Origin of the sequence: Pseudotabrizicola sp. (genome assembly GCF_030684215.1) — a bacterium.
Lineage (GTDB): Bacteria > Pseudomonadota > Alphaproteobacteria > Rhodobacterales > Rhodobacteraceae > Pseudotabrizicola.
Genome location: NZ_JAUXOV010000074.1, coordinates 151,591 through 175,407 on the forward strand (window position 1 = coordinate 151,591; position 23,817 = coordinate 175,407).

The window sequence follows — 23,817 nt, forward strand, 5'->3', positions numbered from 1 at the left end:
TTAACGCCAGTTAATCAGGCCAGTTCCCATAGCGAAAGGGGGAGCCTGCATTTCCTGCCCACACAAGCCCCATTCGCCTGATTTTTGTGCATTATAAATGTGTCCTGTGACCTTTCCCAAAGGCTGCGTCGTGCTAGGCTTTGGCTATGTGCGCGCAATTGCTCAGCTTCACCGACCGTGGCATCTTTTGCGCCGACGGCGGATTTTACATCGACCCATGGCGCCCGGTGGACCGGGCGCTGATCACACACGGCCATAGCGACCACGCGCGCTGGGGGCATGGTCAGTATTTGTGTACCCATCAAGCGTTGCCGGTGATCAGGCACCGGCTGGGCGATATCCGGGCCGAAAGCATCGCTTATGGAGAGTCGCGGCAGATCGGCGGCGCCCGCGTCAGCTTTCACCCCGCGGGCCATGTGCCGGGTTCGGCACAGATAAGGGTAGAGCGTGGCGGAGAGGTCTGGGTGGTGTCGGGCGATTATAAGGTCGAGGATGACGGTCTGTCAGAACCGTTCGTGCCTGTGTCCTGCCACAGCTTCATCACGGAATGCACCTTTGGCCTGCCACTGTTTCAATGGCAACCGCAGGCTGTGATTGCGGCACAACTGGCCGCTTGGTGGCAATCCAATGCGGCTCAGGGCAAAACGTCGATCCTTGCCGCCTACGGATTAGGTAAGGCACAGCGGCTGATGACCTTGTTGCCCGATGCGGGGCCGATCCTGACCCATGGAGCAGTCGAGGAAACCACCCGCATCTTGCGCAATCAGGGTTACCCCTTGCCGCCCACAACCCGAGTTGCAGCCGGCATTGATGCAAAATCGTACCCCGGCGCGCTGGTCATAGCCCCCCCATCCGCGCTTGGCACACCATGGGCGCGGCGCTTTGGCCCGGTGTCCGAGGCCTTCGCCAGCGGCTGGATGGCTTTGCGCGGCATCCGCCGCCGCCGCGGGTTTGGCACCGGATTTGTCATCTCGGATCACGCCGACTGGCCCGGACTGAACGCCGCCATCCGCGCCACCGGGGCCGACCGGGTGTTTGTGACCCATGGCTACACCACCCCTTTCCGTCGCTGGCTGGAAGAGCAGGGCTATGATGCTGGCATCGTCCAGACTGAATTCGGCGGCGATGAAGCAGACTTCGCACCAGAGGCAGACCCCCTATGAGCTTGCTGCTTGTCCAAATACTCTCAGGGGGGAAGGCCGCAGGCCTTGGGGGGCAGACAGCCCCCCTGCCACCGCCAGTCACAGAGCGCCCCATATGAAACGGTTTGCCGCCCTGTTCACCGCATTGGAATCCACTCCCAAAACCGGCGAGAAAACCGCCGCCCTTACCGAGTATTTCCGTACCGCGCCAGAGCCAGACCGGGTCTGGACCATCGCACTTTTGTCAGGCCGTCGCCCGAAACGGGCGGTCAATGCCACCGAATTGCGCCTTTGGGCGGCCCAAGCGGCGAATGTGCCGCTGTGGTTGTTTGAAGAATCTTACGCCGTTGCGGGCGATCTGGCCGAAACCATTGCCCACCTGCTACCCCCTGCCACGACCACCGCTGCGCCGTCGCTGGAGTCAACGGTGCGCGCGCTGATTGCCCTGACCGGGCGCGCCGAGACCGAGAGACGGGAGTTTGTCCTTGCCGCATGGCGCACGCTGGGGTCCGATGAGCGGTTCTTGTTTAACAAACTCCTGACCGGAGGCTTTCGGATGGGGGTCAGCCGGGGGCTGATGACGCGGGCCTTGGCGCAGGCAACAGGCGTTGACAATGCGGTGATGGCACACCGGCTGATGGGGGACTGGGATCCGGCGCACACGCTTTTTGGCGATCTGACACAGGACGGCGGGGCCGAAACTGCTGCGCGACCCTATCCTTTTGCGCTGGCAAGCCCGCTCGAGTCGGGGCCAGACAGCCTTGGCGAACCCGATGAGTATCTGGCCGAATGGAAATGGGATGGCATCCGGGGCCAGATCATCGCCCGAACAGGGGCTTTCGCGATCTGGAGCCGGGGGGAGGATCTGATCACCGACCGCTTCCCCGAGTTCGCGCCCCTGCAGGACCATCTGCCCCCCGGCACCGTGCTGGACGGTGAAATTGTCGCTTGGGGTGGCACGGCCCCCCTTCCCTTTGCCGACCTGCAAAAGCGCATAGGCCGCAAGACGGTGCCCAGGAAACTGCTCGCCGAGGCGCCGGCATATTTTCTGGCATATGACCTGCTGGAAGACGGCGGCACCGACCTGCGCGATGCCCCGCTGTCGCACCGCCGCACGCGGTTGGAGGCGGTGCTGACCGCCCTGCCCCCCGGTCTGCCGCTTTCGGCCTCTCCGGTAACGACGGGCGATTGGACGCAATTGGCCAATCTGCGGGCAAGCGCGCGCGCACAGATGGCCGAGGGCCTGATGCTCAAACGTCTTGCCGCGCCTTATCACACCGGGCGAAAACGGGGTGATTGGTGGAAATGGAAACTGGACCCGTTCACGGTGGATGCGGTGATGATCTATGCGCAATCGGGCCATGGGCGGCGGGCGAACCTGTTTAGCGATTTCACCTTTGCGCTGCGCGATGGCAATGATCTGGTGCCGTTCACCAAAGCCTATTCCGGCCTGACCGACGCCGAATTCGCCGAGATCACCCGATGGGTCGGCAAGCACACGCTGGAACGCTTTGGCCCGGTGCGGCGCGTGACGCCGGAATTGGTGTTCGAGATCGGGTTTGAGGGGATACAGGCCAGCCCACGCCACAAATCAGGCATCGCGCTGCGCTTCCCGCGCATTCTGCGCTGGCGGCGTGACAAGGGTGTGGCGGAGATCGACACATTGGACGGCTTGCGGGACTTGCTGCGGCAGGTATCGGAGGCAGGGGCTTTACCCGCAGAGGGCTTAAAGACGGGGGCTTTGCCCCCGGACCCCCAGGATATTTAAGAACAGAAAATGGGCAGTGGGTTGCCTTTTGCTGGGGGCGGCCCCTATTTGAGTCACAGACAGCTTTGTAAGGATGGCCGATGACCCTGCCGATGCCCAGACCCGTTTTTGATGCCAATGCAAGCTCTGGTGGGTTTGGCGACCTGCCGGACTGGGATTTGCGCGATCTGTATCCTGCACCGGAGTCGTCTGAATTTGCAGCGGACATGGCGTGGCTGGAGACGGCTTGCGCCGCATTTGCCGCCGATTATGAGGGCAAGCTTTCGGGGCTGGATGCGGGCGCCATGTTGGCCTGTGTGTTGGCTTATGAGAGGATCGATATTGTTGCCGGGCGGCTGATGTCTTTTGCGGGCCTGCGGTATTACCAGAACACGATGGACAGCGACCGCGCCAAATTCATTGCCGATGTGCAGGACAAGATCACCACCTTTACCACCCCGTTGGTGTTTTTCAGTCTAGAGTTCAATCGGCTGGAAGACAGCCAGCTTGACGGGCTGCTCGCCGCGAATTCTGACCTTGCGCGCTATAGGCCGGTATTTGACCGGATGCGCGCGATGCGGCCGCATCAGCTGTCAGATGAGCTGGAAAAGTTCTTGCACGACGAATCCGTTGTGGGGGCGAGTGCGTGGAACAAGCTGTTTGACGAGACCATGGCCGGGCTGATGTTCCGCGTGGAGGGCGAAGCGGATGAGCTGAACCTTGAGGCCACTTTGAACCTGCTGACCGACCCTGTGCGCGCAAAGCGCGAGGCAGCAGCACGGGCCTTGGCGGAGGTGTTTGACAAGCATATCAAACTGTTTGCGCGGGTACACAACACGCTGGCCAAGGAAAAGGAAATCCATGACCGCTGGCGCAAGATGCCCAGCCCACAGCATGGGCGGCATCTGTCGAACCATGTGGAGCCCGAGGTGGTGGAGGCGCTGCGCAATGCGGTGGTCGCGGCCTATCCGAAGCTGAGCCACCGTTATTACCGGCTGAAAGCCAAGTGGCTGGGGCTGGAGCGGTTGCAGGTCTGGGACCGCAATGCGCCCTTGGCGCTGGAGGCCCCAAAGGTGGTGAACTGGGACGAGGCAACGCAAATGGTCCTGGGCGCTTATGGCGATTTTGCGCCGGAGATGGCCGATCTGGCCAAGCCTTTCTTTGAAAAGGGCTGGATTGATGCCGGGGTAAAGCCGGGCAAGGCGCCGGGCGCTTTTGCACACCCAACCGTTTCCACCGTGCATCCTTATGTCATGCTGAACTACATGGGCAAGCCGCGCGATGTGATGACACTGGCGCATGAGCTGGGCCACGGCGTGCATCAGGTTCTGGCTGCGGGTCAAGGTGAATTGTTGTCATCCACCCCGCTGACACTGGCCGAAACCGCATCCGTGTTTGGCGAGATGCTGACCTTCCGCAAGCTGCTGGATGGGGCCAAGACCAAAGCCGAGCGCAAGACGCTGCTGGCAGGCAAGGTTGAGGACATGATCAATACGGTCGTGCGCCAGATCGCGTTCTACGATTTTGAATGCAAACTGCATGCTGCGCGGGCCGAAGGCGAATTGACGCCGGATGACATCAACGCGTTATGGATGAGCGTACAGGCGCAATCTCTGGGTGATGCCTTTGATTTCATGGACGGATATGAAACCTTTTGGGCCTATATCCCGCATTTCGTGCATTCGCCGTTCTATGTCTATGCCTATGCCTTTGGCGACGGATTGGTGAACGCGCTGTATGCGGCCTATGAAGGCGGCTTGCCTGATTTTGAGGCCAAGTATTTCGATATGCTGAAAGCCGGCGGATCAAAGCACCACAAAGAACTGCTTGCGCCCTTTGGCCTTGATGCCTCGGACCCAAAATTCTGGGACAAGGGCTTGTCGATGATTGCGGGCTTCATCGACGAGTTGGAGGCGATGGAGGACTGACCTTCAGAACCGGTTTGCCCGGCGCTCCATAAGACTGGAAAGGTGGGCGAGCATCAGTTGCTCGGCCGCCTCGGCAGAGTTCGCGACGGCATCTGCGCCTGTCAGGGCCAGAAGCTCGGGCTCCTCCGTGGTGATTGCGCCGCCGATCATCACCCAGACGCCCGGAATATGCGCGCGCAATGCAACCACAAGCCGGGTAAGTGGCAATGTCATCTCTGCCGAAGTGGCTCCAAGTGCCACAGTGATCGGCGCCCGGCGCTCTATTTCCTGAATAAGCGCATCATGATCGTCGCGGGACACCAATTCAATTTCCCAGCCCCGACGCCGCAAATCATCTGCCGTCATTGTCAGGCCGATCATATGGCTTTCTTGTGGGCAGGGTGCGAATATGGCGTGCTGACCCGGCTTGCGGTCTGATATCCGCACAAAAACCTCGCGCAGATCGTTCATGATCTGCCAGACGCGATGCGAAGTCCGCAGCATGTCTGGCATGGCGACATCATCCTTCGCCCAAGTATGACCGACCTGATCAACAGCCCCTGCCACCAGCCCGTAATACAGCGTATCGACAGGCATCCCGCCAAGCCGGGCATCACGTACAAAATCGGCGGCAGCGGCATCGTCGTCGCACAACAGCGCTTCACACAAGAGCGCGATTTTTGGCGCAGTCGCCTCGACCCGATCCCGTCGGGCCTGAGCCGCCACGCGCAAGATCACCTCTTGCGCAAAGGAGTGCACGATGGCCGTTGAAGGCAAGGACCGCATAGCCTCGGGGCCAAAGGCCCATCCGGCATCAGCGGAAAACGCTGGAAAACGTGTCGCCATGTCTGGTCACTTTGAACTTGGGCCACGTGTCAATCTGGCCGCGAGGCCTTGGGACACGGAGCAATTCTCCCCCCGGACGATTCCCGTCCTTGGAGAGAGTGTTGACGAAATGTGTCAACCTGTCCAGCCAAGTTTTGCAGAACATCTGCGCCACAACACATGCTGCAGCGCAGAGAATTTGCGGATTTTTGCCTTACAGGCTGATCTCTACCGCCACTTCCAGCGCGCGATCCATCATGGCTTGCGTGCCGCGCACAAATTCCAGAGGGCACGGATAGGCGGCCCCGGTGCGGACGCTGCGACCAAAGGCTTCGACCTGAAGTTTGTAGTGGTTTGCGGTCGGGAAACGGTCGGTGATCACGCGCTGATCGGGCAGATGCAGCTCTGCCTCGGCCACATCATGCACATTGGCGTTGAAAGGTGCCGACCCCACTCGGATCATGCCCTTGTCGCCCTGAAACACCACCTCTTGCCGGTTCGCCAGCCGCATCGACGTCATCGAGCGATAAGTGAAGCGACCCGTCGGGCCCTGCATCATGGCGTTGACATCAGCAAACACCTCGACCCCGGCTTCCATGATCACGCGGGCGGCGACAGTTTCGGGTTCAGCACCGGTCACAAAGCGCATCGAACCAAGCGTGTAGACCCCGATATCCCGCAAAGACCCGCCGCCGGTGTCGGGGCGGTTGCGGATATTGCCCGGCTCGGCCGCGTTGTTATAGCTGAAGGCCGCATCGACGTGGCGAAGTTGGCCGATCTTGCCCGCCTCCAGCCACTCTTTCGCGCGGTGCCATTGCGGATGATGCACGATCATGAACGCCTCGGCCGCCAGCAACCCGCTGGCATCGCGGGCGGCGATGATCTGGTCAATCTGATCAGCGCGCAAGGCGATAGGTTTTTCAGTCAGCACATGCTTGCCGGCGGCCAGCGCCTTGAGCGTCCATTCCACATGCAGGTGATTGGGCAGCGGCACATAAACCGCATCGATCGTCGGATCGGCAAGCAACGCATCATAGCTGGAATGCACCTGCAAGCCGGGGCAAAAAGCGCGGAAGGCTTCGGCCTTGGCCGGGTCAGAAGTTGCAAGCGCTGCAAGTTCGGCCCCCTCGGCGGCATGGATGGCCGGTGCCATATGCTCACGCGCGAATTTGGCCGCGCCAAGCACGCCCCAACGAACTGGTTTCATCTGCTTCTCTCCCTGATAGCGCAATCAGACTAGCTGCTTGGGGCGACGGGGGGAAGCCACTTCAACACTGCCGTCAAGGCGCGTCAGTCTTTGCGAAACCGCATCAGGGTCATCATGCCAAGGGGCGGCAACGCAGTTTCCTCAATCAGGGTCAGTCCGCGCGTCTGGGTCACGGTGCTGCGCTTGAAATCGGAATGCCAGCCCAGACGGTCAGCAAAGGGAGCAAACACCCGCTCCAACCATGGCAGCGCACCTTTGTCCTGCGGGTCACGGGCGAAGTGGTTGACCATTACAATGGTTCCGCCGGGGCGCAGCACGCGGGCCATTTCGGCCATCACCCGCTCAGGTTCGGGCACCACCGACATGATGTGCAGGGCGCTGATATGATCAAAGCTGTTGTCGGGGAATTCAAGCGTGCGCGCATCCATCAGCCGCAAGGCTTCGACATTGCCAAGGCCAAGTTCCGAAACCTTTTCGCGGGCCTTTTCCAGCATTTCCTCGCTGGCATCGATGCCTGTCACCGACACTTCAGGGCGAAAGGCAGGCAAAGTCAGACCAGTGCCCACCCCGACCTCTAACACACGCCCGCCAAGACCGTTCAGCACAGACACCGCCCGCCGCCGCCCGACCCGCGTGATCACACCGAATGTGGCGTCATAGATCGGGGCCCAGCGGGCATAGGATTTGCGAACGGCTTGAATATCCATGTCAGACGACACTCCTTAGGGAACGCGCACTTTTGCGCCAGAGAACCAGAATTGCCACCAGATACACCAGATCCAGCAACAGAAGTGTGACCCACGGATAGGTCAGCAAGGCTGCAATCACCGCAACCGAACCAACCAGTACGAACCGGGCGTTTTCGGCATAGATCCTGACCCCCTTGAAAGAGGGCGTTGGCATCCGGGAAATCATCAGCGCACCGACAAAGACCATCCAGATCGCGACCGCCCAAGGCGGCAGGCGCAAAGCATTGTCAAAGCCATAGGCCAGATAGATGGGCAATAACGCCAGCATGGCCCCTGCGGGCGACGGCACGCCGACAAAGCCTGTGGGCTTATCCTCGCCTTCAGGCAGGCGGTTGCCCACGTTAAAGCGCGCAAGACGCAGCATGCAGCAGACTGCATAGATAAGCACCGCGATCCAACCCAGCGAGGTATCAGCACGCATGCCCCAGTAATACAGCACCAGGGCCGGGGTGACGCCAAAGTTGACCAGATCACACAGACTGTCCAACTCTGCCCCGATGGCGCTTTCCGATTTCAGCATCCGCGCCAACCGCCCGTCGATCCCGTCCAGTGCGGCGGCAAGACCGATCAGTGCGACAGCCCAGCCAAAACTCCCCTCGACCGCCATGCGAATGGCGGTCAGCCCGGCGCAAAGCGCGAGAATGGAAATCAGGTTCGGCAAAAGATACAAAAGCGGCATCTTGCGCCGGGGCGGCGTAACGGGTTCTTCGGTCATTCGGTCCGGCTCACGGTCTGTGGCAGATCGCGGCCCAGCACTGCCAGCACGGTTTCACCGGCGACCATTGTCTGACCGATGGCGACTTGCGGGGTCACGCCTTCGGGCAGGTAAACATCGACGCGGCTGCCAAAGCGGATCAGGCCAAAGCGTTCGCCAGTGCGCATCCCCTGCCCTTCAGACACCCACCACATGATGCGACGCGCAACCAGACCTGCAATCTGCACCACGGCAATCTGGCGGCCATCGGGCAGATCAATGCGCAGCGAATTGCGTTCATTATCCACCGACGCCTTGTCAAGAGATGCGTTCAGAAACTTGCCGGGGCGATAGCCCATCGCGCCGATGGTGCCAGCGATAGGCGCGCGGTTCACATGGCAGTTGAACACGTTCATGAACACCGACACCCGCACAAGTGCCTCTGGCCCCATGCCCAGTTCTTCGGGCGGCACTGCGCATTCGATCAGGCTGATCACCCCATCGGCGGGTGATACCAGAATACCAGCACCCTGCGGCACGGACCGTTTGGGGTCGCGGAAAAAGTAGTAGCACCAGACCGTCAGCCCGACGCCGATCCAGCCCAAAGGCTCCCACAGCCAGAACAGCACAAGGGTTATTGCGGCGAAGATCGCCACGAATTTATACCCCTCGGGGTGCATCGGCTTTAGAAATGTGCCCAGCATGGTCATGGTTGGTCCGGTCCTTTCAACCTCAGGCTGAGGACGTAGCCTGCCCACTCGACAGGGGCAAACAAAAACGACGCATCAGCCGACAAAAACGTCATATCTTCGGCGGACGCCCGCCGTTTGTGCTGGGAGTCGTAGCGGTCCACGCGGGTAAGGCCAAGGGGGTCCAGACATGCAAAAGGCGGCCCGATCAGGGGCCGCCTCTTTTCTTGGTCGCGGGTGGGGTCAGCCAGGAACGACCATCCCCTTGCCCTTGGCCAGTTCGCGCATCTTGTTTTGCAGCTTTTCAAAAGCCCGCACCTCAATCTGGCGGATACGTTCGCGGCTGACCGAGTGCTTTTCAGACAGCGTTTCCAGCGTCACAGGTTCATCCGCCAGACGCCGCTGCATCAGGATTTCCTTTTCCCGATCATTCAGAACCGACATGGCCTTCACCAGCAGACGGCGGCGAATATCCATCTCGTCGCTTTCGGCATAGGCTTCGGCCTGATTGCTGTTTTCATCTTCCAGCCAATCCTGCCACTGCGCGCCGCCATCTTCGGACCCGACAGTTGCGTTCAAAGACGCATCCGCACCTGCCATGCGGCGGTTCATGGCGATGACCTCTTCTTCGGTCACCGACAGATCCTTGGCGATCTGAGCCACGTTTTCGGGGCGCATATCGCCCTCTTCCAACGCGCCCAGTTTGGCCTTGGCCTTGCGCAGGTTGAAAAATAGCTTCTTCTGCGCCGAGGTGGTGCCCAGCTTCACAAGGCTCCACGAGCGCAGGATGTATTCTTGAATGCTGGCGCGGATCCACCACATGGCATAGGTCGCCAGCCGGAAGCCGCGTTCCGGGTCAAACCGTTTGACCGCCTGCATCAGGCCGACGTTCGCCTCTGAAATCACCTCGGCCTGCGGCAGACCATAGCCGCGATAGCCCATGGCAATCTTGGCCGCAAGCCGCAGGTGACTGGTCACCAGCTTGTGCGCCGATGCGCTGTCCTGCCGGTCAACCCAAGCCTTGGCCAGCATGTATTCTTCTTCCGGTTCCAGCAGCGGAAATTTGCGGATTTCCTGCATGTATCGGTTCAAGCCCTGTTCCGGGCTTGGTGCGGGTAGGTTGGTATAGGTGCTCATCTTTCGCCCCCTGTTAGCCCCGGTGCCATCAGCCCCCGAGGGACCGCATAACCTAAGGTCTGTGCGCCGCCCCTGCAAGGGCTCGGCCTATCATGCAAAGATTAACGCCCGATGAAGGTATTTCCGTTCCCTGAGTGAAGGATTGTGTCCGGCTAATCACGCGAATGTCAGTCTAAGGGCGCGCGCATTGCGTCCAACAGCCCCGAGATGTCTTCGGGCAGGGGCGAGGTGAACTCCAGCCATTCATCTGTCACCGGGTGGGTAAAGCCCAAAGTGGCCGCGTGAAGCGCCTGTCGGGGAAAGCCGTTGCCCATCTCGGCAGCCAGCGGTGTCAGCGCCTTTGGCGACAGCTTGCGCTTGCCGCCATAGGTCTGATCGCCCAGCAAACCATGCCCCGCATGGGCCATATGCACCCGGATCTGATGGGTGCGCCCGGTTTCCAGCCAGCATTCCACCAAAGCGGCCTGATCGGCGAATGCCTCCAGCACCCGAACACGCGTGACCGCATGACGGCCATCGTGCCAGACCACGGCCTGACGCTGGCGGTCGGTCTTGTGGCGGGCCAGCAGGGTGGCAATCTTGATGATTCCACCGGTCTCGAACGTAACGCCCTTGATCCCGCGCAGGCGCGGGTCGGCGGCGTTTGGCACGGCATGAACCAGCGCCAGATAGCGACGGTTCACGTCATGGCGTTCAAACTGCGTGGCCAGCCCGTGATGCGCCTTGTCAGACTTGGCCACCACCAGCAGCCCGCTGGTATCCTTATCGATGCGGTGCACGATACCGGGCCGACGCTCGCCGCCGATCCCTGACAGCGTATCACCGCAATGCGCCAGCAGCGCGTTCACAAGCGTGCCCGACGGCGTGCCGGGTGCCGGATGCACCACCATGCCCACGGGTTTATCAACCACGATCAGGTGAGCATCCTCATAGATAACATTCAGCGGGATATCCTCAGCCAGCGTGTCCACGCTGACCGGCGGGTCAAGGACAAGCGTGATGACTTCGCCATCCTCGACCTTGGTCTTGGGGTCGGTCAACGCCTCACCGCTGCGCCAGACAGCGCCCTCGGCAATCATCTTCATCAGGCGGGTGCGCGAAAGCGACGCTTCCTCTGGCACCGAACGGGCAAGCGCCTTATCAAGGCGATCAGCGCAGCCATCGGCGATGGTCACCTGTAGAGTAAGATCGTCGTCTTCGGATGCATCGGCAAAAGGGCCTGACATGAACAACACTCCTGAAACCGAAGCGCTTCCGCCTTCGCTGAGACTTCTGAAATGGCTGGTGATGGTTCTCACCGCCACGATGATTGTGGGTGTCATAACCGTGGTTGGCCTGCTTGTCACCCGCATGCCGAACCTTGCACCAATGGCGATGCCGGATCGTCTGGCCCTGCCAGAAGGCGTGCGGCCCGCCGCCGTAACGATGGGCCAAGGGTTTATTGCGGTGGTGACAGACGATGACCGCATTCTGATTTTCGGGCGGGATGGCACGATATGGCAAGAGGTCGAAGTGATTCCCCGTGCGAACACAGGCGCGCAGCCCGTTCAGCCCTGATGCTCAGGCGCGCTTTAGCCGGATCACCACATCAACGCGCGAAATCTCGGTCCCCTCGGGCGCATCTGGCAGACCGCTGATTTCAAGCTGATCTTTTGGCGCGTCGGTCAGTTCTGCGGTGTCTTCCCAGTAGAAATGCGGGTGGTCATCCATGCGGGTGTCGAAATAGCTTTTCGACCCGTCGACGACCACTTCATTCATCAGGCCCGCCGAACAAAACGCGCGCAGCGTGTTGTAGACGGTTGCAAGACTAACCCGGTCACCCGACTGAACAGACAGCGCAAACAGGCTTTCAGCCGTGACATGGCGGTCAACCCCGTCGCCCACAAGCAGACTGGCAAGCGACAGCCGCTGACGCGTCGGGCGCAATCCGCCCCGTGCCAGCCATTCCGTTCCGCGTTCCAATGCCGTGTTTTGCATGCGCTATCCTGTCGTTCCCCTCTATATAAAGCCCGCGCCCCCCAGATTTCAATGGAAATCCGGGTGAGCAGCCGCAGACCCCTTGCGGGCCACCCTTGCCTCTGGCTGATTACGGGTGTTACAGCATTGAAACGTAAGACACCAAACAGGGGGACCGTCGGCGATGGGGCAATTTCCGTCAAGCTTTGACAAAGATGCACTTTTGGCCTGCGCGCGTGGCGAGCTTTTTGGCCCCGGCAATGCCCAGTTGCCTGCACCGCCGATGCTGATGATGGACCGCATAACCGACATTTCGGAAGATGGCGGCGAGTTTGGCAAAGGCCATGTGGTGGCTGAATTCGACATCACCCCAGACCTGTGGTTTTTCGACTGCCATTTCCCCGGCAACCCGATCATGCCCGGCTGCCTTGGCCTTGACGGCTTGTGGCAGCTGACCGGCTTCAATCTTGGCTGGCGCGGCTGGCAAGGGCGCGGTTATGCGCTTGGCGTCGGCGAGGTGAAGCTGACCGGCATGGTGCGACCCGACCGCAAGATGCTGACCTACAAGGTTGATTTCACCAAGGCTCTGTCCACGCGCCGCCTGACCATGGGGGTTGCCAACGGCATCGTCGAGGCGGATGGCGAGGTGATCTACATCGTCAAGGACATGAAGGTGGCGCTCAGCGAGTCCTAGCCTGCGAAGCGGCGCGCTATGGCTGACAGTCATCGGTCCTGACAGGCGCCGCGCCAAGCTTTTCATAAGAACAGAGTTTGGCTGTCGGTTCGGTCAAATCTTACGCTGTGGCGTGCGTTTCATCATCTTCGAACAGGACGCACCTGTTGGCCTTGTGACGCGCCACGAGAGCGTGCCCTTGTCGCCCAGAAACCATATGGCGGCACGCTGGAAAATCGTATGTGGCCAGATCGGTCTGGACACGCCGCGCAACAACCTGTTCCAACACACCGGAGCCGACGGCTTTTAACGCCTCTCTGCCCGGATACAGGCTTTCGCAGGCCGCGCCATTGGCCAAGAGTATCTCATGGCTGTCGAGTAGAATGTGATGGTATTCAGCGTGGCCGACATCTTGCGCCACCTCGATCCCGCGCAGTCCGACCAGATGCTTGACCGCCACCAGAACCTCTTTTTCACCAAACATTCGTTGCGCGATCTTTGACTTTACAAGAATCCGATGCTGTGGCGACAGGCACAGATCCTGTTCGGGCGTACCCAGACCCAACGCGCCTTTCCTGATCCGGATCGGACGCAAGTTTGGAAATGCTTCCAACAGATGGCGGTCAAGGACCGTGCAGCCAATCCATCTGATCTGCATGATCCCGTGATCTACGGTCTTTACCCAGTCATCGACCAACAGATTTTCAATCGCGACCAGCCCATTTCTTGCGACCTCAATCATGGTACCGCGGGTGAAACAAACGATCTTGATCGTGTTGTTTGAAGTGGAAATCACCCCCGCGTCATTGCCAGCTACGTCGGTCAGACTGCCCGTCCTGATCGCCTCGATAGACATGTCGCCGTAGCTATCGTTCGGAATAATGAAGTGGCGAACCGTTCCACCAGACGAAACCGTCAGAAAGATGACCTGCAGGTTGCTTTCACTAGCGGGAGAGAAACTTAGGTCAGACCCATCCCCCAGAATGAACCGCCCGCTGCTGCTTGGTTTCTGGATACGGTCAATGGTATAGGAAACGCCGTCGATCAGAAGGCTGTCACCAATATCGAATTCGCCATCTTTGTCATCAACGCCCTTGTCAAGCAATTGGGCGTTGTCCAAGACACCCAACAATTTGCCGTTGGCCGTCGAGTAAGTTGTATCAGCACTGATTCCCGTTACTTCGATCAAGTCATGTATGATTGCCATGCCAAACCTTTCACGGCTTAAATCACGATCTTTGTGCCACTGTTTCGGTGCCCGGGAACGGACAACGCACAGGCGATGCTAGACCAAGGAGATTTCCAGAATGTAAATTGAGACCCTGCCCTGTTCCCGGTCGTCGACGCAGCATGGCAGTGGAGCGTTTCACCAAATCGGACCATTGGCCCATCCTGCTTGCCCCTTCACGTCCCCTGCCTTAAACAACCATAATAAACCTTGAGGAGGCCCCATGCGTCGCGTCGTCATCACAGGCATCGGGGTCGTATCCCCCATCGGCAACACCGCAGCCGAGGTTGAGGCGTCATTGCGCGCCGGAACATCAGGCATCGTCTTTGCGCCGGAATATGCAGAACGCGGTTTTCGCAGCCAAATCCATGGCCAGCCGCAGATCGTACTGGAAGACAACATCGACAAGCGCGACCTGCGCTTCATGGGCGATGGCGCGGCCTATAACTTCATCGCCATGCGTCAGGCGATTGAGGACTCGGGGCTGGAGGCTTCGGACATCTCGAATGACCGCACCGGCATTATCGTAGGCTCCGGCGGGCCATCGACGAAATCGTTCTTCAAAGCCCATAACATCGTGCGCGACAGCGGCAGCCCGAAACGCATCGGGCCGTTTGGCGTGACCAAGGGCATGTCCTCGACCAACTCGGCCTGCCTTGCCACGCCGTTCAAGATCAAGGGCGTGAACTATTCGATCACCTCGGCCTGCTCCACCTCGGCCCATTGCATCGGCAACGGGACCGAGCTGATCCAGTTCGGCAAGCAGGATATCGTGTTCGCTGGCGGCGGCGAGGAGTTGGATTGGACGCTGTCTTGCCTGTTCGACGCGATGGGGGCGATGTCGTCGAAGTACAACGACACGCCCGCCCTTGCATCGCGCGCCTTTGACGCCACCCGCGACGGATTCGTGATTGCGGGCGGCGGCGGTGTGGTTGTTCTGGAAGAACTCAACCACGCCCTTGCGCGCGGCGCCAAAATTTATGCCGAAGTGACTGGTTACGGCGCGACCTCGGACGGGCACGACATGGTGGCGCCATCGGGTGAGGGCGGCGAGCGGTCGATGCGGCAGGCCTTGTCCACCCTGCCCGCAGATCGCAAGATCAGCTATATCAACGCCCATGGCACCAGCACCCCCGCAGGCGACGTGACCGAGGTAAAGGCCGTGCGCCGCGTGTTTGGCGACGGATTGGTCCCGCCGATTTCCTCCACCAAATCGCTGACAGGCCACAGTCTGGGGGCAACCGGCGTGCATGAGGCGATTTATTCGCTTCTGATGCTGAACGGCAATTTCATTGCGGCCTCTGCCAACGTCACCCAGCTTGACCCAGAATTGAAACCGGAGGAAATCGCCACCACTTACCGCGATGGCGTGGATATGGATTCGGTCCTGTCCAACAGCTTTGGCTTTGGCGGCACCAATGCGACGCTCGTGATGAGCAAGTATCGCGCGTAAGGATTGATTATGACCAACTGGATGACCGGCAAGCGCGGGCTTGTCATGGGTGTCGCGAATGAACGCTCTATCGCGTGGGGAATCGCCAAAACGCTGGCGGATGAGGGTGCGGAACTGGCGTTTTCGTATCAGGGCGATGCCTTTGGCAAACGGGTGGAACCACTGGCCGCCAGTGTCGGATCCAACCTGCTGGTCGATGTCGATGTCAACAACGACGACAGCCTTGATGCCTGTTTCGCAACGCTGAAAGACCGCTGGGGCACGATGGATTTCCTGATCCATGCCATCGCGTTTTCCGATAAGAACGAACTCACGGGGCGGTTCATCAACACGTCACGCGGTAACTTTCAGAACTCGCTGACCATTTCGTGCTTTTCCTTCATCGACGTGGCGCGCCGCGGGTCCGAGATGATGCCAGATGGCGGCAGTCTGATCACTCTGACCTTTCAAGGGTCAAACCGCGTGTCGCCCAATTACAATGTAATGGGCGTTGCCAAGGCCGCGTTGGAAAGCGCGACGCGCTATCTGGCGAATGACCTTGGGCCGCAGAAAATCCGGGTCAACGCGATTTCTCCAGGCCCGATGAAGACGCTGGCCGGGGCGGCGATTGGCGGCGCTCGAGCCACGTATCGCCACACTGAAGAAAACGCTCCCCTGCGCAGTAATGCCACGCTGGACGCGATTGGCGGCACGGCGGCTTGGCTGTGTTCCGATTTCGGCGCCTCAACCACTGGTGAGGTCATTCATGTGGATGGCGGCTATCATGTCTTGGGCTTCCCGCAGCCTGCCAACATGTAAGCCATTACTCTTGCATGCAAAAAGCCCGGCCCATCTGGTGCCGGGTTTTTTCATGCACGGCATCAGACCGTGTGCAGATAGAGGTCGAAATCCACCTCGGACACGGTGCGCATCACCCGCGCATATTCCGCTGCCTTGATCGCGGTAAATGTGCGGTGCATTTCCTCACCCAATGCCGCTTTCAAAAACGCCGAGGCTTTTGCCGCTTCGATTGCCTGCCGCCAATCCAGCGGAATCACGGGCGCGTCTTGCGCATCTTCATACCCGTTGCCCACCGTCTCTGGTCCGGGGTCGATCTTGTTTTGCATTCCGTGGCGTATGCCCGCCAGAACAGTCGCGGCCACCAGATAGGGGTTTGCATCCACCCCCGCCGGGCGGTGTTCAATCCGCCGCGCGCGAATGTCACCCGCCGGAATGCGCAACGCGACAGAGCGGTTATTGACCCCCCATGTCGGGCTGACCGGGGCATAGCTTTGCGCCGCAAACCGTCGCCAGGAATTGGCATGAGGTGCAAACACCAGCATTGATTCCCCCATCGTGGCACGAAGCCCACCCAAGGCGTGCAAGATGGTGGCGTTCCACACGCCCTCCTCCGCCTCGACAAACACATTCGTGCCGGTGGCATCCATCATCGACACATGGAAATGCATGCCAGACCCGGCGTAATCCTCATTCGGTTTGGCCATGAAACAGGCCGTCACCCCATGGGCGCGCGCCTGCGCCCGCACGATCCGCTTAAGCCGCATCAGATCATCCGCCGCCTGCATCACATGAGTGCGGTAATGCAGGGTCAGTTCATACTGACCGGGGGCGTATTCAGAAATCATCGTCTCGGCCGTGATGCCCGCCTTGGCGGCCCCTGCATAAATGTCGGAAAACAATGGCAGCATCCCGTGCAGGTGATCGACCGAATACACTTCGGTCTTGGACGATTTGCGTCCATCCAGCACGTCGCGCGCGGGCTGCATCTTACCATCCGGCCCGCGCTCATTGGCCAACAAAAAGAACTCCAGTTCAAACGCCCCGGCAGGGTGCAGCCCCTCGGATGCCAGCGCGTCGACCTGACGCTGCAAGGCATGGCGCGGATCCGAGGACATCGGCGCACCATCCAGATCATAAAGCGACATCAACACCTCGCCACGCGGAGGCGTAGTGTTGTGCAAGGGCACAAGCGTGCCGGGAATCGGCCAGGCCCGCAGATCGCCATCGCCCTGATCCCAGATCAGGCCGGTTTCATGGACATCCTCGCCGCAGATGTCGAGACCCAGAATGGAAATCGGCAAATGCCGGCCATTGTTGTAAAATGACAAAAGCTCATGCCGACGAATGATCTTGCCTCGGCCAATTCCATTCGAATCGTGCAAGATGATATCAAACGCCTCAATCTCTGGGTGGGCATCCAGGAAAGCTTCGGCTTCGGCTGGCATCGAACCAGAGGGGCTGTGTTGTGCGGTCATGGGCTTACTCAGGCAAAAAGTTCGGACAGGATTTCATCAAACGCCAGAACCAGACGATCAATCTGGCGCGGCTTTGTGGCAGGGCTTACCAGCATCATATTGTGGAACGGCGCAATCAGGCAGCCCCGGTTAAGCAGGGCTGTATGGAGGGCCGCTTCGACCTGCGGCTGATGGGAAGCGGCAGCCTCGGCCCCGTTTTTCAACGGCCCGGGCGCACAGATAAACTCCACCCGCGCGCCGACACGCACCACATGCCATGGCGCGCCATACGCGGTGATGGCCTTTTCCAACCCTGCCGCCAACCGCTTGGCGCCTTTTTCCATATGGGCGTAGGCGTCTTTTGTCATTACGTCGGACAGGGTAGCCACCAGACAGACAAACTGCATCGGATTGGCCGACAGGGTTGTGCCCATGCCGGAATGACCGGGCGGGCGCGTCGCGTCATAGGCGGTAAAGCGAGCCGCCACCTCATCCGTCATGCCCCAGACCGCCGTTGGCATTCCGCCCGCCACACATTTGCCAACCACAAACATATCGGGCGACAGACCATGCGCGCGGGTATAGCCGCCCAGGCCCGAGGAAATCGTGTGCGTCTCATCCATGATCAGCAGCGCACCGTAGCGGCGCGTCAGTGCGCGAAGCCCGTCATGGAACCCTACGTCAGGCAAGACCATGCAGGAATTGGTCATCACCGGCTCGGTCAGAATGGCGGCGACATCGCCCTTGGCCAAGGCCGCCTCAACCCCGGCGAGGTCATTAAATTCGCAGACCACCGCGCCAAGGGTCAGATCCTGCACCTGCCCCACAAGCCCGGCGCGGTTGACGGTCTGGCCATCCACCAGCTCCACCATCGTGTCATCCAGCGTGCCATGATAGCAGCCGTTGAACACCAACACCTTTGCCCGCCCCGTCACCGCACGCGCGACGCGCAAGGCAAAGCGGTTGGCGTCGGTGGCGGTGGTGGCGATCTGCCAACGGAACGCACCGAAATGGTCGGTCAGCAGGCGGCCCGCCTTTAGCGCGGCCACTGTCGGCAGCATATAGGTCAGCCCGTTGCGCGCCTGTTTGCGGATAGCATCGGCCACGGGTTTGGGCGAATGGCCAAACATGCTACCCGTGTCACCAAGACAGAAATCGTCGATCCCAAAGCCGTCGATATCGGTGATCCGCGCGCCCTTGGCCTTTGCCACCAACGGCAGGTGCGGCATCGGCCAGTCGCGCATCCAATGCATCGGCACGCCATTCAGGAACGCCCCTGCCCCTTTGGCCAAAGCCGCGGCAGATTTGGGGCGGGACTGCGCATAACGCTTGGCCTCACGCGCGGCAAAGGCGGTCAGGCGGTCGGTCTGTAATCCGGCAATCATTGGCTGTGACATGAGAGTCCCTTTGGTTGCCGCAGTATTGCCGGGAATTTGATCAAATGGAAGGGCCTGTCAGACTCTCTGCCGGGGGATACTCCAGAGTATTTTGCCAAGATGAAAGCGCGGGTCAGAGCCAGTCTGCGCGACCGGTTCCTGTGGCATCGGCCACCGAGGCAAAACCGTCTTTGGCCAGCAAAGCATCAAGGCCATGCGCAATGCGGGCAGCAAGGCCGATGCCTTGATACACCATCGCAGTGTAAAGCTGCACCGCCGAGGCGCCCGCGCGGATCTTGGCATAGGCCTGTTCGGCGGTGCTTATACCGCCAACACCGATCAACGGCAGGTGTCCTTGGGTTGCCTGCGACAGTTGCGCCAGCACGCGGGTAGACTTTTCGAACAATGGCGCCCCGGAAAGACCGCCCATTTCACTGCGCGATGCACTTTTCAAACCTTCGCGCGAAAGCGTGGTGTTTGTGGCGATGATACCCGCCAGCCCTGCCGCCAAGGCAATATCGCCAATCTCTGCCACCTCATCCGGGGTCAGATCGGGGGCGATCTTCAGGAACACCGGGATCGGGCTGGCCAGCGCTTCGCGCACCTCCATCACCCGCGCCAAAAGCGCCGACAGCGCCTCGGCCCCTTGCAGATCACGCAGCTTTTCGGTGTTGGGAGAACTGACATTGACAGTGGCGAAATCAACATGCGGGCCACAGACAGCCAGCACATGCGCAAAATCCGCAGCACGATCGGGCGAGGTTTTGTTGGCCCCAAGATTCAGTCCAATCGGCAGGCTGCGCGGACGCTTTGCCAGACGCTCTGCAATGGCCTGCATGCCGTCATTGTTGAAGCCAAAGCGATTGATCGCAGCGTGGTCTTCGGACAGGCGGAACAGGCGCGGCTTTGAGTTGCCGGGCTGTGCCAAAGGTGTGGCGGCCCCCACCTCCAGAAACCCGAACCCTGACCGCGCCAATGCGGCCAGCGCAGTTGCGTTCTTGTCGAAGCCAGCGGCAAGGCCCACCGGGTTGGCCAGCGTCATGCCTGCAACGGTGCAGGCCAGGCGCGGCGATGTCACCACCCCCGGCAGTGGAACCAAGCCTGCGTTCAGGGCTTTGAGAGACAGGCCATGCGCCGTTTCAGGGTCAAGGCGATGCAGTGCGGCCAGACCCGCGCGTTCAATCAGGTTCACCAGACACCCTCGGGAAAAATATGGCCCGTTGCACCAAGCGGCAGGGATTTGTCCCACACCACATCCGACATCTGCAAACTGCGGTACAGGTGGGGGAACAAATCGCCACCGCGCGACGGCTCCCACTTCAGGGCAGGGCCAAGAGCATCAGACCGGAAGGCGACAAGTACAAGATCGCTTTCGGTGCCAAAGTACCGTGCGGCGGTGTCGGCCACCTGAGCGGCGGTGGAAAAATGGACAAAGCCATCCGCCAGATCGACAGGGGCTCCGGCGGTTTCACCGGCGGCGCGAAAGGCATCCCATTCGGGGCGACGTAAGATCTTGTAAATCAGCATGGCTTTCCATGCACATTGCGCAGGCTTTGGTCAATGGTCTGCGCTGTCATCCGGGCTTTGCAGAGATGACGCAAGGTCAGCCCAGCCGCAACGGAACACATGGGTTTGACTCGATCCACTGCGCGAGTCAGGCTGACGCTATCAACCAACAAGGGAATCCAAGTATGAAAAACCATTTGCTGGGGACCGCCGCCGTCATCACCCTCTGGGCAGGCGCGGCACAGGCGGATTACACGCTGCATGTGCTTCATATCAATGACTTGCACAGCCGGATCGAGGCGGTGAATGCCTTTGACTCGACCTGCTCCGCCGAGGACGCCGCCGAAAACAAGTGCTTTGGCGGGATCGCCCGCCTCGCGACCAAGGTGAATGAGCTGCGCGACAGCCTGACGGCTGCGGGCCAGAATGTGATCTTTGTGGATGCAGGAGATCAGTTTCAGGGCAGTCTGATGTTCACCACCTATCGTGGCGCAGTTGAAGCCGAATTTCTGGAGCAGCTTAAGCCAGATGCGATGGCACTTGGGAATCATGAGTTTGACGATGGCCCCGAAGGGCTGGCCGATTTTCTGGACAAGGTCACCTTCCCGGTGATCTCTGGCAACGTTGATGTGAGCCAATCCAATGTGCTGGCAGGTCGGGTGCAGAACCATGTGGTGCTGGACATTGGCGGCGAGAAAATCGGCATCATTTCGGCGCTGGCGACCGATACCACAGAAACCTCCAGCCCCGGCAACACGGTGATTTTTCAAGACGAGATTGACAGCCTGAAAGCCGATGTCGCCACGCTGGAGGCCGAAGGCGTGACCAAGATCATCGCCGTAACCCATGTTGGCTATAACCGTGACCAAGAGATTGCCGCCATGGTGCCGGGTATTGACGCCGTGGTCGGCGGCCACAGCCATACCTATCTGTCGGCGACGGACCCAAAGCGGGCTGGTCCCTATCCCACCTGGGTCAGCCAGGAGTCTGGCGCGATGGTTCCGGTGGTGCAGGCCTATGCCTATTCTAAATACCTTGGCCATCTGGAGCTGACCTTTGCCGATGACGGCACATTGCTGCATGCCGGAGGCAACACCATTTTGCTTGATGCCAGCGTCATCCCGGACCCGGCGATCGAGGCGCGCGTTGCCGAACTGGCCGGGCCGATCGAAGAGCTGAAAGCCAAGATCATCGGCGAGACGAGCGAGGCGATTGATGGCAGCCGCGAAACCTGCCGTCAGGGCGAATGCCAGATGGGCAACCTTGTGACCGACGCGATGCTTGACCGGGTTCAGGGTCAGGGCGTGACCATTGCCATCACCAACGGTGGCGGGTTGCGGGCGTCGATTGATGCGGGGCCTGTGTCGATGGGCGAGGCGCTGGGGGTTCTGCCGTTCCAGAACACGCTGTCCACCTTTACCGTCACCGGGGCCACCATCGTGGCCGCGCTGGAAAACGGGGTCAGCGGGCTGGAAGATGGTGCAGGCCGTTTTGCCCAAGTGGCCGGGATGAAATACACCTTTGATCCGGCGCAGCCTGCGGGCAGCCGCGTGTCGGATGTGATGGTCGGATCGGGCGACGACTGGGCACCAATCGACTTGGCAGCAGATTACAACCTTGTGTCCAACAATTATATGCGCGGTGGCGGCGATGGCTACCGGATGTTTGTGAGTGCCAGCAACGCCTATGACTTCGGCCCCGACCTGGCCGATGTTCTGGCCGATTATCTGGCCAAGACGCAATCCTACACCCCCTATGTGGATGGTCGCATCACGCGGAAATAACCCAAGAAGCCACAAAGTCGGGGCCGCTGGAAGCAGCGGCCCCTTGTTTTATGGGGCCACTATGTCGGCCGCGCTCAGCACGACCTTGCAAAACCAGCCGTTTGGGCGCATAGCTTGGCACAACGGGTGACCGGGCCCCTCTGGCAGGACTCTGCGGCAATCCTGCGATGTCGGCACCTGAACCGACGCTTGCCGCACGGTATTTTCCTCATGCTTTCCACAGATGCAATGCAGCGCTCGACGCTGTCATATTTCACATGGGCCTTTATCGTCACGGGCATTGGTCTGGCGCTTGGCCTTTGGCTGGGGTTCAGCACGGAACATACCTTTGGTGGAGCGATGAAGGTGTTTTTCATAGTCAGCGTTCTGGCTGTGCTGGAAATCTCACTGTCGTTCGACAATGCCATCGTCAATGCCAACAAGCTCAAGGACATGACCCCGGTCTGGCAACAGCGTTTTCTGACATGGGGCATCCTTATTGCCGTTTTCGGCATGCGGATTGTGTTTCCGCTTTTGATTGTGGTGATCGCCGCCAATGTCGGGCCGTGGTCGGCGCTTGTGATGGCAGCAAGCCAGCCCGAGGAATACAGCCGCATCATGCATGAAGCACATCTGCCGATTGCGGCCTTTGGAGGCACATTTCTGATGATGGTGGCGCTGTCGTTCTTTTTCGACCACGAGAAAGACATCCATTGGGTGCGCTGGATGGAAGAAAAGGTCTCGGCCTATTCGTCGGTCAAGGGGATCGAGATTGCCTTTGTGCTGGTGGTCATGCTGGCGTTTTCCGAGGTGATCGAGGCCCAGAAGGGCGCGGCCTATGCGACCACCTTTTTCCATGCCGCAATCTGGGGCTTGCTGACCTTCCTGCTGGTCGAGGTGCTGGGCGGTGTGCTGGACCGCAGCCAGCAGGTGCTGGAAGGTGCTGCAAAGGGCGGTCTGGGTGCGTTTTTGTATCTGGAGGTTCTGGATGCCAGTTTCAGCTTTGACGGCGTGATCGGGGCCTTTGCACTGTCGTCAAACCTGTTCATCATCGCCATCGGGCTTGGGATTGGCGCCATGTATGTGCGGTCCATGACCATCATGCTGGTGGAACGCGGCACGCTGGCGCAATACCGCTATCTGGAACACGGCGCATTCTATGCCATCCTGATCCTGTCGGTGATCATGTATGTGCAGACACTGACCCATATTCCCGAGGTGATCACGGGTCTGGGCGGCGCAAGTCTGATCGGAATTGCCTTGTGGTCGTCAATTCGCTGGAACAAGGCAAATCCGGCAGAGTGACTGGAGCGGGCGGCGGGCGACAGGGACGTTAAATCGAACCTTGTCGTCTGCCACTTTATCCAGCGTTCTCAATTACTTCCGGGCCCGCTAGGCTCCAGACCCATTGATTTCAGGTTGTTGGCGTGATTCAGGCTCCGCAAGGAGACCGATCCATGAGCAACCTCTACTGGCTGACTGACGAGCAGATGGCTCGGCTTAAACCCTTTTTCCCCAAGAGCCACGGGGT

General features: G+C 60.0%; 22 protein-coding genes. 9 read left to right on the plus strand and 13 right to left on the minus strand.

Translation table 11 applies throughout. From position 1 onward, the window contains the following. Positions 1 to 146 precede the first annotated feature (146 nt). From Q8K08_RS18910 to Q8K08_RS18920, 3 genes are all read left to right on the plus strand, one after another. Entirely contained in the window at positions 147 to 1,163 is a 1,017-nt protein-coding gene (locus Q8K08_RS18910) for a ligase-associated DNA damage response exonuclease (protein WP_305251259.1), read from the plus strand. Between the two features lie 94 nt (positions 1,164 to 1,257). Continuing rightward, on the plus strand, positions 1,258 to 2,910 hold the full coding sequence (locus tag Q8K08_RS18915; protein WP_305251261.1) for an ATP-dependent DNA ligase: 1,653 nt from the start codon (positions 1,258 to 1,260) through the stop codon (positions 2,908 to 2,910). Positions 2,911 to 2,990: 80 nt separating this feature from the next. Continuing rightward, positions 2,991 to 4,817: a M3 family oligoendopeptidase gene (locus Q8K08_RS18920; protein ID WP_305251263.1), complete on the plus strand. Its 1,827-nt coding sequence runs from the start codon at positions 2,991 to 2,993 to the stop codon at positions 4,815 to 4,817. 3 nt (positions 4,818 to 4,820) lie between these two features. Here Q8K08_RS18920 and Q8K08_RS18925 read toward each other — a convergent pair whose 3' ends face one another. The 7 genes from Q8K08_RS18925 to Q8K08_RS18955 all read right to left on the minus strand — a co-directional run bounded on the left by Q8K08_RS18925 (position 4,821) and on the right by Q8K08_RS18955 (position 11,323). Then, a complete protein-coding gene (locus tag Q8K08_RS18925; protein ID WP_304803810.1) occupies positions 4,821 to 5,642 on the minus strand; it encodes a B12-binding domain-containing protein in 822 nt (273 codons plus the stop codon). 193 nt (positions 5,643 to 5,835) lie between these two features. Further along, complete coding sequence (locus Q8K08_RS18930; protein ID WP_304803812.1) at positions 5,836 to 6,828, minus strand: Gfo/Idh/MocA family protein; 993 nt, start codon at positions 6,826 to 6,828, stop codon at positions 5,836 to 5,838. An 83-nt stretch (positions 6,829 to 6,911) separates the two neighbouring features. Continuing rightward, entirely contained in the window at positions 6,912 to 7,535 is a 624-nt protein-coding gene (locus Q8K08_RS18935; RefSeq protein WP_304803814.1) for a class I SAM-dependent methyltransferase, read from the minus strand. Between the two features lies 1 nt (position 7,536). Next, positions 7,537 to 8,292, minus strand: coding sequence for a CDP-diacylglycerol--serine O-phosphatidyltransferase (pssA, locus tag Q8K08_RS18940; protein ID WP_304803816.1), 756 nt, complete (start codon positions 8,290 to 8,292; stop codon positions 7,537 to 7,539). Next, entirely contained in the window at positions 8,289 to 8,981 is a 693-nt protein-coding gene (locus Q8K08_RS18945; protein ID WP_305251266.1) for a phosphatidylserine decarboxylase, read from the minus strand. Before Q8K08_RS18945 ends, pssA begins: the two co-directional genes overlap by 4 nt. A gap of 222 nt (positions 8,982 to 9,203) precedes the next feature. Continuing rightward, positions 9,204 to 10,097 (minus strand): RNA polymerase sigma factor RpoH, encoded by an 894-nt coding sequence (rpoH, locus tag Q8K08_RS18950; RefSeq protein ID WP_304803820.1) that lies wholly within the window; start codon positions 10,095 to 10,097, stop codon positions 9,204 to 9,206. Between the two features lie 167 nt (positions 10,098 to 10,264). Next, positions 10,265 to 11,323: an RluA family pseudouridine synthase gene (locus Q8K08_RS18955; RefSeq protein ID WP_305251269.1), complete on the minus strand. Its 1,059-nt coding sequence runs from the start codon at positions 11,321 to 11,323 to the stop codon at positions 10,265 to 10,267. Between Q8K08_RS18955 and Q8K08_RS18960 the strand changes: the two genes are divergently transcribed. Further along, a complete protein-coding gene (locus Q8K08_RS18960; RefSeq protein WP_305251271.1) occupies positions 11,322 to 11,654 on the plus strand; it encodes a DUF6476 family protein in 333 nt (110 codons plus the stop codon). The genes Q8K08_RS18955 and Q8K08_RS18960 overlap by 2 nt on opposite strands. A 3-nt stretch (positions 11,655 to 11,657) precedes the next feature. Here Q8K08_RS18960 and irrA read toward each other — a convergent pair whose 3' ends face one another. Then, on the minus strand, positions 11,658 to 12,074 hold the full coding sequence (gene irrA / locus Q8K08_RS18965; RefSeq protein WP_304803826.1) for an iron response transcriptional regulator IrrA: 417 nt from the start codon (positions 12,072 to 12,074) through the stop codon (positions 11,658 to 11,660). Positions 12,075 to 12,237: 163 nt separating this feature from the next. Here irrA and fabA point away from each other — a divergent pair, with 163 nt between their 5' ends. Continuing rightward, positions 12,238 to 12,747, plus strand: coding sequence for a bifunctional 3-hydroxydecanoyl-ACP dehydratase/trans-2-decenoyl-ACP isomerase (gene fabA, locus Q8K08_RS18970; RefSeq protein ID WP_305251273.1), 510 nt, complete (start codon positions 12,238 to 12,240; stop codon positions 12,745 to 12,747). Between the two features lie 100 nt (positions 12,748 to 12,847). Here the strand turns inward: fabA and Q8K08_RS18975 are convergent, their stop codons facing one another. Beyond that, on the minus strand, positions 12,848 to 13,915 hold the full coding sequence (locus tag Q8K08_RS18975; protein WP_305251275.1) for a Hint domain-containing protein: 1,068 nt from the start codon (positions 13,913 to 13,915) through the stop codon (positions 12,848 to 12,850). Positions 13,916 to 14,177: 262 nt separating this feature from the next. Here Q8K08_RS18975 and fabB point away from each other — a divergent pair, with 262 nt between their 5' ends. Together fabB and Q8K08_RS18985 are read left to right on the plus strand one after the other, a co-directional pair. Then, positions 14,178 to 15,407: a beta-ketoacyl-ACP synthase I gene (gene fabB / locus Q8K08_RS18980; RefSeq protein WP_304799612.1), complete on the plus strand. Its 1,230-nt coding sequence runs from the start codon at positions 14,178 to 14,180 to the stop codon at positions 15,405 to 15,407. Positions 15,408 to 15,416: 9 nt separating this feature from the next. Continuing rightward, positions 15,417 to 16,205, plus strand: a complete 789-nt coding sequence (locus tag Q8K08_RS18985; protein WP_304799610.1) for an enoyl-ACP reductase — start codon at positions 15,417 to 15,419, stop codon at positions 16,203 to 16,205. Positions 16,206 to 16,267: 62 nt separating this feature from the next. On the opposite strand, the gene Q8K08_RS18990 is transcribed toward Q8K08_RS18985, so the two are convergent. The 4 genes from Q8K08_RS18990 to Q8K08_RS19005 form a co-directional block, all read right to left on the minus strand. Next, a complete protein-coding gene (locus Q8K08_RS18990) occupies positions 16,268 to 17,662 on the minus strand; it encodes a glutamine synthetase family protein (RefSeq protein WP_305251278.1) in 1,395 nt (464 codons plus the stop codon). A gap of 8 nt (positions 17,663 to 17,670) precedes the next feature. Then, positions 17,671 to 19,038, minus strand: coding sequence for an aspartate aminotransferase family protein (locus Q8K08_RS18995; protein ID WP_305251280.1), 1,368 nt, complete (start codon positions 19,036 to 19,038; stop codon positions 17,671 to 17,673). Positions 19,039 to 19,150: 112 nt separating this feature from the next. Then, the gene (locus Q8K08_RS19000) at positions 19,151 to 20,209 is read right to left on the minus strand and encodes a quinone-dependent dihydroorotate dehydrogenase (protein ID WP_305251282.1); all 1,059 of its coding nucleotides are present in this window, start codon (positions 20,207 to 20,209) and stop codon (positions 19,151 to 19,153) included. Beyond that, positions 20,206 to 20,544, minus strand: a complete 339-nt coding sequence (locus tag Q8K08_RS19005) for a DUF952 domain-containing protein (RefSeq protein WP_304803422.1) — start codon at positions 20,542 to 20,544, stop codon at positions 20,206 to 20,208. The genes Q8K08_RS19000 and Q8K08_RS19005 overlap by 4 nt, the downstream gene beginning before the upstream one ends. Before the next feature lie 164 nt (positions 20,545 to 20,708). Here Q8K08_RS19005 and Q8K08_RS19010 point away from each other — a divergent pair, with 164 nt between their 5' ends. Together Q8K08_RS19010 and Q8K08_RS19015 are read left to right on the plus strand one after the other, a co-directional pair. After that, positions 20,709 to 22,307, plus strand: a complete 1,599-nt coding sequence (locus tag Q8K08_RS19010) for a bifunctional UDP-sugar hydrolase/5'-nucleotidase (RefSeq protein WP_304803420.1) — start codon at positions 20,709 to 20,711, stop codon at positions 22,305 to 22,307. Between the two features lie 210 nt (positions 22,308 to 22,517). Beyond that, a complete protein-coding gene (locus Q8K08_RS19015) occupies positions 22,518 to 23,591 on the plus strand; it encodes a DUF475 domain-containing protein (RefSeq protein WP_305251287.1) in 1,074 nt (357 codons plus the stop codon). Positions 23,592 to 23,817 lie beyond the last annotated feature (226 nt).

Excerpts from the sequence above, each read along its gene's own strand:
- Q8K08_RS19005 (WP_304803422.1), bottom strand. The coding sequence starts at position 20,544 with ATGCTGATTTACAAGATCTTACGTCGCCCCGAATGGGATGCCTTTCGC.
- Q8K08_RS18995 (WP_305251280.1), bottom strand. The coding sequence starts at position 19,038 with ATGTCACAGCCAATGATTGCCGGATTACAGACCGACCGCCTGACCGCC.
- Q8K08_RS19015 (WP_305251287.1), top strand. The coding sequence starts at position 22,518 with ATGCTTTCCACAGATGCAATGCAGCGCTCGACGCTGTCATATTTCACA.
- rpoH (WP_304803820.1), bottom strand. The coding sequence starts at position 10,097 with ATGAGCACCTATACCAACCTACCCGCACCAAGCCCGGAACAGGGCTTG.
- pssA (WP_304803816.1), bottom strand. The coding sequence starts at position 8,292 with ATGACCGAAGAACCCGTTACGCCGCCCCGGCGCAAGATGCCGCTTTTG.
- Q8K08_RS18945 (WP_305251266.1), bottom strand. The coding sequence starts at position 8,981 with ATGACCATGCTGGGCACATTTCTAAAGCCGATGCACCCCGAGGGGTAT.
- Q8K08_RS18960 (WP_305251271.1), top strand. The coding sequence starts at position 11,322 with ATGAACAACACTCCTGAAACCGAAGCGCTTCCGCCTTCGCTGAGACTT.
- irrA (WP_304803826.1), bottom strand. The coding sequence starts at position 12,074 with ATGCAAAACACGGCATTGGAACGCGGAACGGAATGGCTGGCACGGGGC.
- Q8K08_RS18955 (WP_305251269.1), bottom strand. The coding sequence starts at position 11,323 with ATGTCAGGCCCTTTTGCCGATGCATCCGAAGACGACGATCTTACTCTA.
- fabB (WP_304799612.1), top strand. The coding sequence starts at position 14,178 with ATGCGTCGCGTCGTCATCACAGGCATCGGGGTCGTATCCCCCATCGGC.
- Q8K08_RS18915 (WP_305251261.1), top strand. The coding sequence starts at position 1,258 with ATGAAACGGTTTGCCGCCCTGTTCACCGCATTGGAATCCACTCCCAAA.
- Q8K08_RS18930 (WP_304803812.1), bottom strand. The coding sequence starts at position 6,828 with ATGAAACCAGTTCGTTGGGGCGTGCTTGGCGCGGCCAAATTCGCGCGT.
- Q8K08_RS19010 (WP_304803420.1), top strand. The coding sequence starts at position 20,709 with ATGAAAAACCATTTGCTGGGGACCGCCGCCGTCATCACCCTCTGGGCA.
- Q8K08_RS18990 (WP_305251278.1), bottom strand. The coding sequence starts at position 17,662 with ATGACCGCACAACACAGCCCCTCTGGTTCGATGCCAGCCGAAGCCGAA.
- Q8K08_RS18925 (WP_304803810.1), bottom strand. The coding sequence starts at position 5,642 with ATGGCGACACGTTTTCCAGCGTTTTCCGCTGATGCCGGATGGGCCTTT.
- Q8K08_RS18935 (WP_304803814.1), bottom strand. The coding sequence starts at position 7,535 with ATGGATATTCAAGCCGTTCGCAAATCCTATGCCCGCTGGGCCCCGATC.
- Q8K08_RS18920 (WP_305251263.1), top strand. The coding sequence starts at position 2,991 with ATGACCCTGCCGATGCCCAGACCCGTTTTTGATGCCAATGCAAGCTCT.
- fabA (WP_305251273.1), top strand. The coding sequence starts at position 12,238 with ATGGGGCAATTTCCGTCAAGCTTTGACAAAGATGCACTTTTGGCCTGC.
- Q8K08_RS18985 (WP_304799610.1), top strand. The coding sequence starts at position 15,417 with ATGACCAACTGGATGACCGGCAAGCGCGGGCTTGTCATGGGTGTCGCG.
- Q8K08_RS18910 (WP_305251259.1), top strand. The coding sequence starts at position 147 with ATGTGCGCGCAATTGCTCAGCTTCACCGACCGTGGCATCTTTTGCGCC.